The sequence below is a fragment of the Photobacterium lipolyticum genome (genome assembly GCF_003026475.1).
In the GTDB taxonomy this organism is placed as follows: domain Bacteria; phylum Pseudomonadota; class Gammaproteobacteria; order Enterobacterales; family Vibrionaceae; genus Photobacterium; species Photobacterium lipolyticum.
Genome location: NZ_PYMC01000001.1, coordinates 226,827 through 243,980, shown reverse-complemented (window position 1 = coordinate 243,980; position 17,154 = coordinate 226,827). Strand labels below are relative to the sequence as shown.

Here is a 17,154-nt window from a genome sequence, read left to right as displayed (position 1 = left end):
AGCTGAATCGGATATTCATCACCCGTTAATATTCGTTGCGGTATAAGTGGTTAAGAGCAGTCTTTGAATAACGCAGGAAAGAGTATGAATCGAATTAGTAGCGAGCTGAACAAATTAGTGAATCGTAGTTTAGACCGCCATGTCCGTCTGGCGGTGACAGGGTTATCCCGAGCCGGTAAAACGGCGTTTATTACTTCTCTTGTCAATCAGCTCCTGCATGTAAGCACTAACCCGCGCTTGCCTCTTTTTTCCGCTGTTCGTGATGGTAACTTGCTGGGATCTAAGCGTGTTCCTCAGCTAGATATGCATGTGCCTAAGTTTGCTTATGATGAAGGAATGAATGCTTTACTCTCTTCGCCCCCGAGCTGGCCAGAGCCTACTCGTGATGTCAGTCAGACCCGTTTGGCACTCAGGTATAAACCGCAAAAGGGGCCGATGAAGCTACTGCAGGAAACGGCAACGTTATATCTTGATATTGTTGATTATCCGGGAGAGTGGTTACTTGATTTACCCTTACTGAACCTGGATTTCCTCACCTGGTCTCGCCAGCAAGCACAGCTACTGAAGGGAAAACGCCTGACGCTGGCTCAAGATTGGCTGGCGCAAAGGGATGGCTTCGATCCACTTGCTCCGGCAGATGAAGCCTTGATCGAGCGCCTCTCAGCAGCATTCACCGATTATCTGTTCAAGTGCAAAGCTGAGGGAGGCTTACATTGGGTGCAGCCGGGACGTTTTGTGTTGCCCGGTGAGCTTGCCGGGGCACCGGTACTGCAGTTTTTCCCGTTTGTCTGGGCGGATAAATACACCGATGCACAGCTGCAACAGGCCGATGAACACAGCAACCTTGCAATGTTGAAAGACCGCTATAAGTATTATCAGCAACATGTAGTGAAAGCCTTCTATCGGGAGCATTTCTCTACATTCGATCGGCAGATCATTCTGGTGGACTGTCTGCAACCGCTAAATGGTGGCCCTGAATCGTTTAACGATATGCGACAGGCGCTTGATCAGCTGATGCAGAGCTTTAAATACGGGCGCAGTTCGTTATTGCGCCGTTTGTTTTCACCACGCATTGATAAAGTGTTATTTGCGGCGACCAAAGCTGATCATGTGACGGCAGAGCAGCATCCCAATCTAGTGAGCCTGTTACAGCAATTAGTCAATGAAGCCTGGCATACGGCTTCATTTGAAGGGATTAAGATGGATTGTGTCAGTCTTTCATCAATTCAGGCAACTGAGCCGGGATTTGTCGCTTATAAAGGTGAGCAAATGCCCGCTTTGCGGGGGCATACCTTAAATGGTCAGGTGCAAACCCTGTTTCCTGGCGAGGTGCCACGACGTTTGCCAAATGAGAGTTTCTGGCAAAACAATGGGTTCGATTTTGTGAATTTTCGACCGCTGGCACTGCAGAGTGACGAGCCATTACCCCATATCAGAATGGATAAAGCCTTAGAGTATCTGCTTGGAGATAAATTGAAATGAGTGAATCCTATAAAAACAAGATCTTGTTTGATGAACCAGACCAGGCATCCGTGGCAAGTAAATTTACTCAGCCAGACAACGAACGTAATAAGCCAGAAAGCGAACTTACCAGTCAGATGCAGTTTGCCGAAGAAAATGGATTTTTACCTGACGTTAAAGTTGACCATGATGTTGAAGAACAGCTTTCGCAAACCCTTGCCAGTAAACCTAAGCGCGGCACTGGCTGGCTGAAAGGCCTGTTAATTGCGGGGGCAGCTATGACGGGTTGGCAGACTGTTGATTATGTTGTGTCAGCGTACCAAGGCAGTGACTGGTTAGCGCTGGGATGGAGTGGTATTGTCGCGGCTGTGGCTGCGACCGGTATGATCGCGCTAGGGCGAGAGTTGCTGAAGTTGCGCCGACTGAAACAACGACAAACAGAGCGAGATCAGGCTCAGGCATTATTAGAGGCCGACGGTATCGGTCAGGGCAAAGCGTTTTGCATGAAGTTGGCAAAACAAAGCGACATCAGGGATGAACATGTCGGCTATGATCGCTGGGTACAGGCACTTGCGGCGACACACAATGATCGAGAAGTGCTGGAGCTCTATGATCAGCTGGTACTCTGCCATCAGGATAAGTTAGCGCGACGTTTAGTGGCGAAATATTCGAGTGAAGCCTCTGTCATGGTTGCGCTTAGCCCGTTAGCAATAGCAGATATGTTGCTGGTGGCATGGCGTAATTTTAAATTAATCGAGCAAATCTCAGCCGTTTATGGTGTCGAACTTGGCTATTGGTCACGTATTAAATTGGTAAAACTGGTACTGGCAAATATGGCATTTGCCGGGGCAACAGAAGTCATTGCAGATACTGGAATGGACATGCTCTCAATGGATTTGGCCGGACGAATGTCAACACGGGTTGCACAAGGGGTTGGTGTGGGTTTACTTACCGGACGATTAGGCCTGAAGGCCATGGGTTTAATGCGCCCATTACCCTGGCAGCCTGAGCAGCAACCAAGGCTGGGTGAAATTCGCCGTGACTTGTTAGCGCAACTGACACGAAAACCATCCGGTGGCAGTGAATAAAACTGTAACGGGTTAATCAGCGAATATATCTCAACCACGTCAAGATGTGATGCTCTGAACTTCTCGACGTGGTTCGAATGATCAGATTATCTCTGCTTCGTATTGGTCAGAGAACGGTCGTACGTACAGTCTATGATTGTTCCACCTCTCATCATGTTACATCAGTGACTTGACTCAAATTCAGCTTCGTCGCACACTTTAATAGTGTCAACTATTCCTGACACATTAACAGATCAAACAGTATAATTTTCTGATCCACCCAGAGTATGTCAGCTGTTGAGCACAAACCGAACGTTGAAACGAGAAGGCGCACGATATGAGGTTACAAGTCAATTGCGAAGACCGGCTTGGAATAACCCGAGAACTGCTGGATATATTAACCAGCCAGGAGATTAACCTTAGGGGGATTGAGATTGACCGCATCGGGATAATTTATCTCAATTGTCCAGAGATTGAGTTTGAGCAATTTAGTCAGCTCATGTCGCAAATTCGTCAGTTAGATGGTGTAACCGATGTTCGTAAAATTCAGTTTATGCCCAGTGAACGGGAACATAAAGAACTAAAGGCACTTTTGCAGACCCTGCCGGATCCTTTTTTCTCGATCAACCTCAGCGGAAAGGTTGATCTTGCCAACGAAGCGGCTGAACACCTGATGGGGAAATCCAGTCATGATTTGTTAGGTGAAAGCATCCAGGTGATCCTAGGCTTCAACTATAGTCGCTGGTTGGAAAAAGAGGGTGCTAAAAAACGCAGTGAAATGGTAGTGATTTCAGGCCTTGATTATCTGATGGAAGTCATGCCTGTATATGTGGCTGATGAGAGTGAAGAGCCGGTATTAGCCAGTGCCGTGATCCTGCTTAAATCTCTGTCTGAGGCGAAAATGCCGATCGCAATGCGCAAATTCAGTGGAGATAACGGTTTTGAGCATTTAGTCGGGCAGTCTTCCCGCTTCAAGCATTTGCTTGCTCAAGCGAAAAAACTGGCATTGCTGGATGCTCCTTTACTGATCCAGGGGGAAACAGGGACCGGGAAAGAGATGCTGGCGCGCGCCTGTCACCAGCGTTCGATACGTAGAGAGCAGCCTTTTCTCGTGGTTAACTGTGTCTCTATGCCAGATAATGCCGCGGAAACCGAGTTGTTCGGTTTTGCGGGTGATCACCATGAGCCCGGTAAGAAAGGTATTTTTGAGCAAGCAGCTGGTGGCACTGTTTTCTTGTATGAGATCGGTGAAATGTCGCCTCACCTGCAAATTAAGCTACTGCGTTTTTTGCAAGACGGTACATTCCGCCGGGTCGGTGAAGAAGAAGAGATTAAAGTTGATGTTCGGGTGATTTGCTCAACCCAGAAAAAACTGCCAGACCTAGTCGCTGCGGGTGATTTTCGGGAAGATCTTTATTATCGATTGAATGTGCTAGCGTTGGTTGTCCCGTCGTTGCGAGAGCGCACCGCAGATATTGTACCTTTGGCAGAGTTGTTTTTGGCCCAGTTTGCACAAGAGTTACAACAGCCAAAGCCGCAGATTTCTGAACAATTGGCGCAATACCTCAGCCAGTATGCGTGGCCTGGTAATATCCGACAGCTTCGCAATGTGTTATTTCGGGCGATGACTCAGCTCGAGGGGCCCGAAATAACGGTTGACGATGTGCAGTTACCCGAAAATGAGTCGACCACTATCATCAGCGATGAGACGTTAGACGGCTCACTTGATGAAATCATGAAGCGTTATGAGTCGGGGATCCTGGCGAACCTTTATCGCAGCTATCCATCAACCCGTAAGCTGGCAAAACGACTGGGAGTGTCTCATACAGCGGTGGCCAATAAGCTGCGTGAATACGGTCTGACGAAGCGATAGCCTAAGCTCAAAATTACAGGTTAAGTTTTGTTCAGTAAAGAGAGCTGGCCTGATTCCAGCGCTAATAGCTGAGACACCATTTCGCGCCCATACCGGTAGCCACATAAGCTATCACTGTCGTTGCGAACACGGTGGCAGGGAATGATTATCGGGATTGGATTGACATTCTTTGCCATTCCAATCGCTTGGCCAGCAAGCGGCATACCGATTTTTTTTGCTATTTGTTGGTAATTACGGGTTTGACCGAATGGTATCTCAGTGAGAGAGTGCCAGACTTGTTGTTGAAAAGCGGTACCTTGTGGCGCTAGCGGAAGAGTGAAGGTGCGTCGCTTGCCACCGAGGTACTCTTTTAGCTGGCTAATATAGGGTTTCATTGTATCGGGATTGTGTTCCCAACTCTCATCGGGGCAAAAACCGGCGCTGCCAACAATCAATTGGCGTAGCCCCTTGTCATCAGCAAGCAGATAGATTTTTCCTAATACGGTATCTAGACAGTCGTAATGCATCATATGTTATAAGAGGCTAATTTGTTTAATACTATTATAAACCGCTCTTCAACATTAGTGGTTGATGAACTTAAAATTCGTTTGATTGGTACCAAAGATGCGCAACGCATATCAGCTTATTACCAAAAAAATCGTCAATTTCTCCAGCCCTGGGAACCGCTGCGTGAAGAAGGTTTCTTTTCGGTAGAAGGATGGGAAAAAAGGCTGATCCAATTATCGGAGCTGCAAAAGCATCATTTAGCTTATTATTTTGTGATCGTAAAGCAGGGTTCTGACGACATTTGTGGTGTGATTAATTTTAGTAATTTGATCAAGCATCCTTTCTATGCCTGCCATGTTGGCTACTCACTGGGTGACGAATATCAGGGCCAAGGTATTATGCGCCGTTCGTTGAATGCCGTGGTGCAATGGATGTTTGAAGAGAGGCATTTCCATCGCATTATGGCGGGGTACATGCCGAGAAATAGAAAAAGCGGCAAGGTGCTGTCTGAGCTCGGATTTGAAAAAGAAGGTCTGGCCAAAGACTATCTGTTGATAAATGGCCAATGGGAAGATCATGTACTGACCGCAAAGACAAATCCGGACTGGACGCCGCCAAACAAATGATGGAAATAAAAAAGAGGCTTGCTGTAACAGCGAACCTCTTTAAACTGTATCGAGTATCGAGTATCGAGTATCGAGTATCGAGTGGCTAGTGGCTAGTGGCTAGTGGCTAGTGGCTAGTGCCTAGTGCCTAGTATCTTATTCTACTGTCAGAATACGCATGTTGTTCGTTGAACCAACGGTGTCCATCACATCACCTTGAGTGACGATGACCAGATCACCTTTCACTAAGTAACATTTGTCTTTCAATACGGCGATTGCGTGCTTAGCGGCATCAAGGCCGGCATCGCTATCACGATCAAAGTACACCGGTGTTACCCCACGGTATAGTGCTGCACGGTTTAGGGTCTTTTCATTGCGGGACATTGCAAAGACAGGTAGACCAGAAGAAATACGAGACATCATTAGTGGTGTGCGGCCAGATTCTGTCATCGTGATCATCGCTTTAACGCCTTCCATGTGGTTAGCAGCATACATGGTCGACATTGCGATGGTTTCTTCCGGAGATGAGAAAGTACGAGACAGGCGGTGGTTAGAAATGTTAATGCTTGGCTCTTTTTCTGCGCCAATACATACGCTTGCCATTGCCTCTACGGTTTCAACCGGGAAGTCGCCCGCAGCCGTTTCAGCAGAAAGCATTACCGCATCGGTGCCATCAAGAACGGCGTTGGCCACGTCCATGACTTCTGCGCGTGTTGGCATTGGGCTGGTGATCATTGACTCCATCATCTGAGTTGCCGTGATCACCGTACGGTTCAGGCTACGAGCACGACGGATCAGCTTCTTCTGCACGCCAACTAACTCTGGATCACCAATTTCTACACCCAGATCACCACGAGCAACCATAACCACGTCAGATGCCATGATGATGTCATCCATCGCTTCGGTGGTTGCAACGGCTTCCGCACGTTCAACCTTTGAAACCAGTTTAGCTTCCAGACCAGCATCGGTCGCCAGACGGCGGGCATATTTCATGTCTTCGCCGTTGCGAGGGAAAGAGACCGCAAGGTAGTCAACACCCATTTTCGCAGCAGTAAGAATGTCGGCTTTATCTTTGTCTGTCAGGGCTTCGGCTGACAGGCCACCACCTTTCTTGTTGATACCCTTGTTATTAGAAAGCGGGCCAGCCACTGTCACTTCGGTGTGAACTTTGTTGCCTTCTACAGCAATAACTTTCAACTGCACACGGCCATCATCAAGAAGAAGAATATCGCCGGTAGTAACGTCTTTTGGCAGTTCTTTATAATCAAGACCAACCGAATTCTGATCGCCTTCACCTTTAGGGAGATCGCTATCCAGAGTGAATTTGTCACCGATAGCTAGCTGGATTTTACCTTCTTTGAATGTTGAAACGCGGATTTTCGGACCTTGCAAATCGCCAAGAATTGCAACGTGTTTACCAAGTTTAGCGGCGATTTCACGTACTTTTTTTGTGCGCTGAATGTGGTCTTCAGGGCTACCATGAGAGAAATTCATTCGAACAACGTTTGCACCTGCAGCGATAATTTTTTCAAGGTTGTTATCGCGGTCGGTAGCAGGACCAAGGGTCGTTACGATCTTTGTACGTCTAAGTCTTTCTGACATTGGAAACTCCATCTATTATTTAATCTGACAATTTCAGTGGGAGAGGTCACAAAAATTGACTTGCCGCTGAATGTGGTTGAAATTTTACTACATAAACAGGGCACTAACAGCTGTTCTTTATCAACAAACTGAAACAAAAATACATTTGTGTCGTGAAAAATTGATGAATAAAAGAGCCATTGTATTCACAAGTGCCCATAAAGGATGCTGTAAACGCGTTAAGCGTTTGCTTAAGTGTAGCTGCGGTATTGAGGTGGTTTGGGTATAAATGGCGGGGGCAGATATTTTGTGGGATGCGGTGTTGGTGGCATAAAAAAGCATGAATGATTATTCATGCTTTTTGATTTACGGCTGAGAGTCTGAATTACAGAGTATTTTCTTTTGAAAAGCGGGAGTCTTTTAAAGATTCTTTCACGCGTTTCAGGTTTTCTCTAAACCCAGCACCGCGACGTAAAGTGAAGCCGGTAGCCAGCACATCAATCACGGTCATTTGTACAACACGGCTTGCCATTGGCATATAAATATCAGTGTCTTCCGGTACATCTAAGCAAATAGATAAAGAACACTCACGATCGAGTGGAGAGTCTTTTGCGGTAATACCGATAACCGTTGCGCCATTTTCACGGGCCATATGAGCAATTTCTACCAGGCTTTTAGTACGGCCGGTGTGAGAAATCATTACGACAACGTCACCATCGGTGCAGTTAATGACGCTCATACGTTGCATTACGATGTCATCAAAACAAACAATAGGGATATTGAAACGGAAGAATTTATTTTGTGCATCATGAGCCACGGAAGCGGATGCCCCCAGGCCAAAGAAAGAAATTTTCTTTGCTTGGGTCAGCAAATCAACGGAACGGTTGATTTGCATTGGGTCTATGCTGTTTTTTGCCACATCGAGGCAAGCCATTGTCGATTCGAAAATCTTTGCTGTATAAGCGTCTGGGCCATCATCTTCTTCGACATTACGGTTCACATAAGGCGTACCATTGGCAAGACTTTGTGCTAAGTGAAGTTTAAAATCAGGGAACCCCTTCGTATCAAGACGGCGACAAAAACGGTTTACTGTCGGCTCACTGACGTCGGCCATTTTAGCCAGAGTCGCAATGCTAGAATGAATAGCCGTTTGCGGTGAAGCGATGATCACTTCTGCAACTTTACGTTCAGACTTACTGAAATTGTCTAAATTTTTTTGAATCTTTTCTAGGGTATTCATGGAGATTACCGCGCTTCGTTACTGAATTTCATTAAAGGCCATTTCGTTCTCACGAAGCCAATTATTTTGAAACTATACTACTTTTCATGGATTTGCTCCTAGTTATTCTACGAATCTTGGTTTCTCTTTTTATTATAGTTTGACCGGGATCGAATTTTTTCTTTCAGTTCTGAAATTTTTTTTTGAATATTCGTTCTTTTTTAGGTCAATTAGGTGTTATTTCTGTTATTAAATTTCATCAGGAGGGAGTTAATTTACAGGTCGAAATAAATGTAATGACTTAATGCCATTTGTTGTAGTTGGTGTTTCAGTCAACGTTATATACCTAAACCTTTTAAAAATGCCGAGTCCTGAGCATTTTGGCATAGTCAGGGTATACCGTGGGTAGTTATTTGCTTGAGAGATTAAGGATTATTGTTTATGAAAGTGAGTATTTGTGGGTGTGGCTGGTTAGGATTGCCATTAGCAAAATATTTAGTTGCAAAAGGGATAGAGGTGTACGGAAGTAAAACTCAGCCTGAATCGGCTAGCCAGCTTCTCCAATATGGAATTCATGGTATTGCGATAACAATTCCTTTCGTGAGTGGGGCGGAAGAAAAGACGCTTGATAATAATAAAAATAAACAAAAACATCAGAGGGCTCAGCAGTTAAGCGACTTTACTGAATTCTTTCAAACTGACGTACTGGTGATAAATGTTCCTCCGCGGCGGAAGACGATGACAGGTCATCAGTATGTCGAAGCTATCTTATCGCTCTCTGATGCGGCAAAACAAGCAGGATGCCAGCGGGTGATTTTTGTCAGTACAACTTCCGTGTACGGTGGTTTGACAGGGGAGGTACTGGAAACATCCATTCCTCAACCTGATACGGAATCGGGCCGTGCACATTTTTATATTGAACAACAACTGCGAAAATCTTGGGGCGACAACTTGGTCGTACTGCGTCTGGCAGGGTTGATTGGCCCGGGTCGTCACCCGATTAAATTTTTAGCAGGTAGAGAAGGTCTGAGCGGAGGTGAAGAGCCCGTGAACTTGGTTTACCTTGATGACTGTATCCAGGCTATTGATAGTATTATACATCAGCAGCCAGCCATAAAAGTCTTGCATCTGGCTGCAAAGTCACACCCCACGCGAAAGCAATATTATACAGCAATGGCATCGAAAGCCGGTTTGCCGGAGCCCATTTTCACGGCAGGCTCTTCGACGGGCGGCAAGATGATAAACGCTGATAACAGCTGTAGAGAATTGGATATAATACTGCAGCATGATGATCTGATGGGCCTTTCTCCTGAGATTGACGGCCATTGATTGTGTGTGTCCCCAGCTCTTTTTTCCCTTATCTTTCAGATAAAAAAATCCCGCTGAAAATCAACGGGAGGAATGTTCCATACACAATAAGGAATTAAAGCAGTAGTGGCATCTGAAATTAATGAAGAGTAAACCGCTAGGTTGATATCGCCATTAATATTAATGTCACTAATTATGACTATGGGGATCTGAGAAGGTTCCAATAAATTTCAAATAAAACGGATTATTTCTCAATGGGGGGCTGAGCTGCTCAAAATCAAAGCTTTAGCTCAAGTCGTTTTTTTGAAAATTTCTGGTTGGTATCGATAAGAGCTGCTCTCTGTGTAAACGTGTGTCTGATGTGGGCTGAAGAGTCTGAGGCAAAAAAATCCCGCTGAAAACCAGCGGGAGGAATGTTCATTCAAACAAATAGGAGTTTAGCAGCAGTGGCATCTCTGATTAATGAAAATGAACCGTCTGGGTTGCTATCTTCATTAATTTTAATGTCACTAATTATGACTCTGGGGATCAAAGAAGGTTCCAATAAATGTTAAAAAAACAGATTTTTTCTTCATTGGTGGCTCTGTTACTCAAAACCATGCTTTAGTTGCTGTGATCTGGGGGGAGAAAATGTGTTTAGATAAAAAAATCCCGCTGAAATTCAGCGGGCGGAATGTTCCATAAAACAATTAGGAGTTTGTAGCAGCAGTGGCATCTCTGATTAATGAAAATGAACCTCATGGCTGCTATCTCCATTAATATCAATGTCACTAGTTATGACTTCGGATATCTGTATTGGTTCAACATTTATGTAAGCGATACCCAAACTTCTTCTAAATCTCGCATTTTTTTGTGGTTTGGGTATAACGGCGAAGTCCCTTGGTGTTCACAAGAAGGGGCTATCAATGGATAAAAAAAACTCGCTGATAGTCAGCGAGTCAAAGCTCTATTTACACAATAAGGAGTTAAGCAGCAGTGGCATTGTCGATTACAGAAGAGAAGGCTTTGTAGGGCGGCCAGCTCACAAAAACAGATGTCTCTAATCTTAATGTCACTAGTTGAGACAGGTCTTTTTAGGGTTAGTTCAAAGGAATTGTGCGAATTTTGCCCGTTTTTTTTAAGGTTTTGATATGTTAGGGGATATTATTCCTACGATTTTGCGATGACTATCTAAGCTGTTTCGGCAAGATATGATTTAAATCAGGGTACGACGAATGTGGCTCTGGCACATTGTTCGCCTGTATCCCCAACCACTCCCAAATGGTGAGTCTCGCATTTTGAAGTTGCATGGGTATATTTGTGGCCTGACACATTGCATTCATGTTTTAACCGTGTCAGTCGTGGCCTCTTAAGCATAAAAGGAGAGCAAAATGGCTCTGAATTTCGACCTGAAAACGTATCTGAAACAGCTAGAACAACTGGTCAATGTTGATTGCGGTAGTTATACCCCTGAGGGGATTGCTCAAATCGCTGACATTCTTACACCCATGTTTGAGCAAATTGGCTTTACCGTGATTCGTCATCAGCTGGATGAAAAAGCGGGCCCTTGCTTGGAAATTACCAATAAGCCAGATGCCGAGTTCTATGATGTTATGCTCTGCGGCCATATGGATACCGTGTTTCCGGTTGGTACTGCCTCTGAGCGCCCAATGACTTTCGATGAGCATAAAATATATGGTCCGGGTGCAACAGATATGAAGTCAGGCATCCTGAGTGCTTGGTATGCTCTGCAAGCTCTGACGTCGGATGAATTGGCACGTTTATCGATTGTTGTGGTATTAAATTGTGACGAAGAAATTGGTTCAATATATTCTCGCCAATGGCTGGAAAGTATGGCTCGTAAAAGCGGCCAGGTACTGGTGTGTGAAGCTGCTCGTCCGACTGGTAATTTAATTCGTTCCCGTAAAGGCAACGCAAAGTATGAAATTGAATTTCATGGCGTTGCTTCTCATGCCGGCTCTGCCTTGAGTGAAGGCGTGTCCGCTATCTATGAACTGAGCCAATGGGCATTGGCAATTAAAGGCATGGTTAATCTTGAAACCGGAACAACGATGAATGTCGGTGTTATCGAAGGCGGAATGGCTGTGAATGTGGTGCCGGATTATGCCAAAGCCATTGTTGATCTACGGTTCTGGAATACTGATGAAGCAGAAACGATTGATAGTCGATTACGCGAAATGGCTCAAGCACCTTTTGAAAAGGGCGCGAGGGTAACGGTCAATCGAGCGACGTTTAAACCTTCCATGCAGCCAAGTGCAGACACCGAAGCTCTGATCCGTTTGGTCAGTGAAGAAGCGGACAAGTTAAATATTGTCTATGGCTGGGAAGATGCCGGTGGTGGTTCAGATGGTAACTTTACGGCTGCAATTGGTACGCCGACGCTTGATGGTTTCGGGCCAATGGGCGCGGGTTTCCACAGTGACAAAGAATATTTGCTCATTGATTCTATTGAACCGCGTATTCAGCTATTGGCTCAGGTGTTAAAACGTTTGTAGTATTCGTTGGATAAAGTGGTTGCCGGACTAAGCCTCGCAGTGCGGGGCTTGTTCATATAATGAATGGATTCGGTATAAGCCTAATAAAAAAACCCATCTCCATAAGGGGACGGGTTCTGAAGAAAATCTTCTAAGAAAAAGCAGTGGCATAATATAAGACCCGCTAGCCCGTTTTTTGTTCCCATTAAATGTGATATTTATCATTTTTTTCTGCCCTATTTTTAGTCATACCTCGAAGGCTTTAAATATAGCTATTGGCGATTGACTTTATCCCCATTAATTTTTCTTGGGATATTTCATGGCAAATTGAATCATTATATTTCCAATCATACACAGCTACCTTTCACGTTATCTCGACCGTTCCATATTAGCGATCATCATCACACTCTCAAATCTTTACGGGGTCTATGGCGCAGGATTCTCGTTGTTTGATTCCTCATCACTTGTTAAAAATATTAATGAGATGTAAAGTTTAAACGTGTGTTTAATACGGGTGAGTGAAAATGGCGGGGAAAGGAGAAACGAAGAGCCGAATTTTGGATGCTGCAGAGCTGCTATTTGCTGAGCACGGATTCAAGGAAACGTCTTTAAGGACTATAACAAGTAAAGCTGGCGTTAATCTCGCGTCTGTTAATTACCATTATGGTGATAAGAAAACACTGGTGAGAGCCGTGTTAAGCCGCTACCTGGAACAGTTCATGCCGGCATTGAAGAATGAGCTGGAGGCGCTGTTAACCCGAGATGAAATCACGATGGAAGATGTCTTTCGCTGTCTCAAAAGCCCTTTAATCTCATTGAATAATTTTCGCCATCAGGGGGCGACTATTTTTATGTCATTGATTGGCCGTGGCTATACCGACGTTCAGGGCCACCTTCGTTGGTTTATTATGACCCGCTACGATGATGTACTAACGCTGTTTACTAGTGCGATTTGCCGTGCAAATCCATCATTAGACCCTGAAACGCTATTCTGGCGATTGCATTTCACCTTGGGGGCGTCGGTATTTACCATGGCGTCGAGTACTGCGCTTTGTGAAATCGCTGAAAATGACTTCTCACGAAAAGTGGAAACAGAAGACTTAATTGACCGTCTGATGCCTTATCTGGCAGCAGGTGTTTCGGCTCCGATAGAGCAAGCTTTGTCTCTCGTTGGCGCAACGTCAACCGGTACGGAATAAAAAGAAACGTATACCTACATGAAATAATAACGATAAATGAAACAAAAGGACCTGAAAAATGAGCACTTTAACCAACTTGCGTAAACGCTACATAAGTGATCCCGCTTTTAAGATGTTTAAAAAAGTGCTGCCGCCACTATCAGAAACCGAGCGTGAAGCGATGGAGGCTGGCAGTGTCTGGTGGGATGGTGAGTTGTTCAGCGGTTCACCGAACTGGAATACGTTGCTGAACTACCCTAAGCCAAAGCTCACGGATGAAGAGCAAACATTTATCGACACCAAACTAGAAACCTTGCTTGAAATGCTGAACGATCATCAGATTGTTCAGGAAGATAAGGACTTATCACCTGAGGTTTGGGAATACCTACGTAAAGAAAAATTCTTCTCGCTGATTATCAGCAAAGAATATGGTGGGTTAAATTTTTCGGCGTTGGCTAATTCGACCATTGTTACTCGCATTGCAACCCGTAGCTTGAGTGCTGCGGTTTCGGTGATGGTGCCAAATTCATTGGGGCCGGGCGAACTGTTATCCCATTATGGTACTCAGGAGCAAAAAGATTACTGGCTGCCTCGTCTTGCTCACGGTGAAGAAGTCCCATGTTTTGCACTGACCGGCCCGGAAGCTGGTTCTGATGCGGGTGGCATTCCTGACATGGGCGTTGTCTGTTACGGCGAATACCAAGGTCAAGAAGTGCTGGGTATTAAACTAAGCTGGAATAAGCGTTATATCACACTGGCCCCAGTGGCGACGGTGTTAGGCCTTGCTTTTAAATTGCAGGATCCCGATGGACTGCTGGGCGATAAAGTCGATATCGGTATTACCTGTGCGTTGATCCCGGCCGATCACCGGGGGGTGGAAATCGGTGAGCGTCACGATCCGCTGAATATGGCCTTCATGAACGGGCCGACTCGCGGTAAAGATGTATTCATTCCGATGGAGTGGGTTATCGGTGGCCAGGAATATGCGGGTCGGGGCTGGCGCATGCTGGTGGAATGTCTGTCAGCAGGGCGGGGTATATCACTCCCCGCATTAGGATCCGCTATAGGTCACCTGACGGCACGTACAACAGGAGCTTATGCGTATGTGCGTAGACAGTTTGGTATGTCGATCGGTAACTTTGAAGGTGTTGCCCAGGCGATGGGGCGTATAGGTGGTTATACCTACATGCTTGAAGCGTCACGGACGCTCACGACGACCTCACTGGATATGGGTGAAACTCCGGGAATTGTGACAGCGATTGCCAAATATCACATGACGGAAATGGCACGTACGATACTGAATGATTCAATGGATATTCATGCCGGTCGGGCGATTCAGCTTGGTCCAATGAATTATCTTGGTCATCACTATTTTGGCATACCGGTGGCAATCACCGTAGAAGGTGCCAACATTCTGACTCGTAACCTGATGATTTTTGGTCAGGGGGCGACCCGGTGCCACCCCTTTGTCTTAAAAGAGATGGAAGCGGCCGCAAACGGTGATGCCGAGCAAGGGGCAAAAGAGTTTGATGGCTTATTGTCTAAGCACATCCGTTTTGCGACAGGCAACGTCGCGAAATCAATGCTCAATGCTTTTACTGGCTCACGCTTTAACCCAGCGCCAGTCAGCGGTGAGACGGCGGATTATTATCGTCATCTATCACGGATGAGCCGTGCATTAGCGGTAGCGGCTGACTTCGCAATGCTAAGCCTGGGAGGTGAGCTGAAGCGTCGCGAATTAGTGTCAGCCCGACTGGGTGATGTCCTGAGTCATTTGTATCTGGCATCGGCAACCTTGAAGCGCTTTGAAGGTGAAGGCCGCCAGCAGCAGGATTTACCAATGGTGCATTATGCGCTGCAACACTGTTTGCATCAGTGTGGCGTTGCATTTGATGGTGTGCTGAATAACTTCCCTCGCAAAGGGGTCGGCAGCATGTTACGTGTTCTGCTGTTCCCGCTAGGTATTCGCTACAAAGCGCCAAGTGATGATATCACCGTTAAAATTGCAGAACTGCTAATGACACCAGGGGCACACCGTGAACGTTTGACTAGCTTGTGCTACGTCGGTGAGAAAGAATCGGATCCGGTAGCCATCATGGAACGTGCTTTTATTGCGATGCATAACGTCAAAGACATTGAACGGAAATTGGCCAAGGCAGCAAAAGCGGGTGAGATCCCACGCAAAGCATCCTTAACAGAAAAATTGCAGGTTGCGCTGAGTGCGGGCATCGTCACAGAAGAGGATGTTGAAAAAATGGACAATGCAGAACAGCTCAGGCAAAAAGCGATTCAAGTGGATAACTTTGCTGCTGATCATTTCAAAAAGAGCAGTCTACAACCAGGGAAGGCTGCTTAAGAGGTATTGTTCTTTAATAGGACAATAAGCACTCTACAATGGAAGAATAAACCTGGTGTTTCCCATGTGCCACGCATTTGCGTGGCACTTTTTTTGCCGGCAATGATCTGAATAGCACTCGAGCAGAACGCACGAAAAGTTGCCAATATACCAATCGGGATAATTGTCCCGATTAGTATTACTTGGCTAAAATCGTCAATAACACCTCCAACCACTGCTATATTTAGCGTTTTCGCGCATAAAAATAATGCGAATTTGTCGGTAACCTTTTATCCTACAGTCAATTATGTAAGGGAAGTTGAAAATGATCATCAAACCTAGAATTCGTGGATTTATTTGTACAACAACACACCCGGTGGGCTGTGAAGAGAACGTCAAAGAGCAAATTGCTTATACTAAAGCACAAGGCCCAATCGCCAACGCACCGAAACGTGTACTGGTTGTCGGTTCTTCCAGTGGTTACGGCTTGTCTTCCCGCATTGCTGCGGCATTTGGCGGCGGTGCGGCGACTATTGGCGTGTTCTTCGAAAAACCAGGTACGGAGAAAAAACCAGGTACGGCAGGTTGGTATAATTCAGCAGCGTTTGACAAACTAGCGAAAGAAGAAGGTCTTTACGCGAAGAGCCTGAACGGTGATGCTTTCTCTCATGAAGCCAAACAAAAAACGATCGATCTGATCAAAGAAGAATTAGGTCAGATTGATATGGTGGTGTACTCATTAGCATCACCGGTTCGTAAAATGCCTGAAACGGGCGAAGTCGTTCGTTCATGCCTGAAACCTATGGGTGAAACGTATACGGCGACGGCTGTTGATACCAACAAAGATGTATTGATTGAAGCAAGCATAGAGCCTGCAACCGAGCAGGAAGTTGCTGATACCGTTACCGTTATGGGTGGTCAGGACTGGGAGCTTTGGATCAATGCTCTGGCAGATGCTGGCGTACTGGCTGATGGTTGTAAGACAGTTGCTTACAGCTACATAGGAACAGAAATTACCTGGCCAATCTACTGGCATGGTGCTCTGGGTAAAGCGAAGATGGACCTTGACCGTGCTGCAACAGAGTTGAACCGTAAACTGTCTGCTAGTGGCGGCTCAGCAAATGTGGCTGTACTTAAGAGCGTGGTAACACAGGCTAGCTCTGCAATCCCGGTAATGCCACTGTACATCGCGATGGTCTTCAAGAAGATGCGTGAAGAAGGTGTTCACGAAGGCTGCATGGAACAAATTTATCGTATGTTCACTCAGCGCTTGTATAAAGCGGATGGCACAGCACCGGAAGTTGATGAAGCCAATCGTCTGCGTCTGGATGACTGGGAGCTGCGTGAAGATATTCAGAAGCATTGTCGTGAGCTATGGCCTACCGTAACCAATGAAAACTTGTTTGATGTTGCCGATTACCAGCAATATAAAGATGAGTTCATGAAGCTGTTTGGTTTCGGTATCGAGTCTGTTGACTATGACGCTGATGTGAATCCGCTCGTCGAGTTTGATGTGGAAACTATCTAATCAGGTTTTCCAAGAAGAAATACAAAACCGCCAAACGGC

Annotated in this window: 12 protein-coding genes; 9 read left to right on the top strand and 3 right to left on the bottom strand. The window is 45.8% G+C overall.

Features of this window, described 5'->3' with window-relative positions:
* Positions 1-84: 84 nt before the first annotated feature.
* From C9I89_RS00990 to tyrR, 3 genes are all read left to right on the top strand, one after another.
* A complete protein-coding gene (locus C9I89_RS00990; RefSeq protein WP_107281477.1) occupies positions 85-1,482 on the top strand; it encodes a YcjX family GTP-binding protein in 1,398 nt (465 codons plus the stop codon).
* Complete coding sequence (locus tag C9I89_RS00985) at positions 1,479-2,549, top strand: YcjF family protein (protein WP_107281476.1); 1,071 nt, start codon at positions 1,479-1,481, stop codon at positions 2,547-2,549. The genes C9I89_RS00990 and C9I89_RS00985 overlap by 4 nt, the downstream gene beginning before the upstream one ends.
* A 316-nt stretch (positions 2,550-2,865) precedes the next feature.
* Complete coding sequence (gene tyrR / locus C9I89_RS00980) at positions 2,866-4,401, top strand: transcriptional regulator TyrR (RefSeq protein WP_107281475.1); 1,536 nt, start codon at positions 2,866-2,868, stop codon at positions 4,399-4,401.
* Positions 4,402-4,421: 20 nt separating this feature from the next.
* On the opposite strand, the gene C9I89_RS00975 is transcribed toward tyrR, so the two are convergent.
* The gene (locus C9I89_RS00975) at positions 4,422-4,907 is read right to left on the bottom strand and encodes a methylated-DNA--[protein]-cysteine S-methyltransferase (RefSeq protein WP_107281834.1); all 486 of its coding nucleotides are present in this window, start codon (positions 4,905-4,907) and stop codon (positions 4,422-4,424) included.
* 21 nt (positions 4,908-4,928) lie between these two features.
* On the opposite strand from C9I89_RS00975, the gene rimJ reads away from it, so the two are divergent.
* Positions 4,929-5,513 (top strand): ribosomal protein S5-alanine N-acetyltransferase, encoded by a 585-nt coding sequence (rimJ, locus tag C9I89_RS00970; RefSeq protein WP_107281474.1) that lies wholly within the window; start codon positions 4,929-4,931, stop codon positions 5,511-5,513.
* A 135-nt stretch (positions 5,514-5,648) separates the two neighbouring features.
* Here the strand turns inward: rimJ and pyk are convergent, their stop codons facing one another.
* Positions 5,649-7,094, bottom strand: coding sequence for a pyruvate kinase (pyk, locus tag C9I89_RS00965; RefSeq protein ID WP_107281473.1), 1,446 nt, complete (start codon positions 7,092-7,094; stop codon positions 5,649-5,651).
* Positions 7,095-7,458: 364 nt separating this feature from the next.
* Entirely contained in the window at positions 7,459-8,313 is an 855-nt protein-coding gene (locus C9I89_RS00960) for a MurR/RpiR family transcriptional regulator (protein ID WP_107281472.1), read from the bottom strand.
* Between the two features lie 420 nt (positions 8,314-8,733).
* On the opposite strand from C9I89_RS00960, the gene C9I89_RS00955 reads away from it, so the two are divergent.
* The 5 genes from C9I89_RS00955 (at position 8,734) to fabV (ending at position 17,115) form a co-directional block, all read left to right on the top strand.
* Positions 8,734-9,621: an SDR family oxidoreductase gene (locus C9I89_RS00955; RefSeq protein ID WP_107281471.1), complete on the top strand. Its 888-nt coding sequence runs from the start codon at positions 8,734-8,736 to the stop codon at positions 9,619-9,621.
* A 1,349-nt stretch (positions 9,622-10,970) separates the two neighbouring features.
* Positions 10,971-12,095 (top strand): M20 family metallopeptidase, encoded by a 1,125-nt coding sequence (locus tag C9I89_RS00945; RefSeq protein ID WP_107281469.1) that lies wholly within the window; start codon positions 10,971-10,973, stop codon positions 12,093-12,095.
* 503 nt (positions 12,096-12,598) lie between these two features.
* Positions 12,599-13,273 (top strand): TetR family transcriptional repressor PsrA, encoded by a 675-nt coding sequence (gene psrA / locus C9I89_RS00940; RefSeq protein WP_107281468.1) that lies wholly within the window; start codon positions 12,599-12,601, stop codon positions 13,271-13,273.
* A gap of 58 nt (positions 13,274-13,331) precedes the next feature.
* Entirely contained in the window at positions 13,332-15,608 is a 2,277-nt protein-coding gene (locus C9I89_RS00935) for an acyl-CoA dehydrogenase (RefSeq protein WP_107281467.1), read from the top strand.
* Between the two features lie 304 nt (positions 15,609-15,912).
* Complete coding sequence (gene fabV / locus C9I89_RS00930) at positions 15,913-17,115, top strand: enoyl-ACP reductase FabV (RefSeq protein WP_107281466.1); 1,203 nt, start codon at positions 15,913-15,915, stop codon at positions 17,113-17,115.
* The last annotated feature ends 39 nt before the right edge of the window (positions 17,116-17,154 follow it).

Excerpts from the sequence above, each read along its gene's own strand:
- C9I89_RS00990 (WP_107281477.1), top strand. The coding sequence starts at position 85 with ATGAATCGAATTAGTAGCGAGCTGAACAAATTAGTGAATCGTAGTTTA.
- C9I89_RS00985 (WP_107281476.1), top strand. The coding sequence starts at position 1,479 with ATGAGTGAATCCTATAAAAACAAGATCTTGTTTGATGAACCAGACCAG.
- tyrR (WP_107281475.1), top strand. The coding sequence starts at position 2,866 with ATGAGGTTACAAGTCAATTGCGAAGACCGGCTTGGAATAACCCGAGAA.
- C9I89_RS00975 (WP_107281834.1), bottom strand. The coding sequence starts at position 4,907 with ATGCATTACGACTGTCTAGATACCGTATTAGGAAAAATCTATCTGCTT.
- pyk (WP_107281473.1), bottom strand. The coding sequence starts at position 7,094 with ATGTCAGAAAGACTTAGACGTACAAAGATCGTAACGACCCTTGGTCCT.
- C9I89_RS00960 (WP_107281472.1), bottom strand. The coding sequence starts at position 8,313 with ATGAATACCCTAGAAAAGATTCAAAAAAATTTAGACAATTTCAGTAAG.
- C9I89_RS00955 (WP_107281471.1), top strand. The coding sequence starts at position 8,734 with ATGAAAGTGAGTATTTGTGGGTGTGGCTGGTTAGGATTGCCATTAGCA.
- C9I89_RS00945 (WP_107281469.1), top strand. The coding sequence starts at position 10,971 with ATGGCTCTGAATTTCGACCTGAAAACGTATCTGAAACAGCTAGAACAA.
- psrA (WP_107281468.1), top strand. The coding sequence starts at position 12,599 with ATGGCGGGGAAAGGAGAAACGAAGAGCCGAATTTTGGATGCTGCAGAG.
- C9I89_RS00935 (WP_107281467.1), top strand. The coding sequence starts at position 13,332 with ATGAGCACTTTAACCAACTTGCGTAAACGCTACATAAGTGATCCCGCT.
- fabV (WP_107281466.1), top strand. The coding sequence starts at position 15,913 with ATGATCATCAAACCTAGAATTCGTGGATTTATTTGTACAACAACACAC.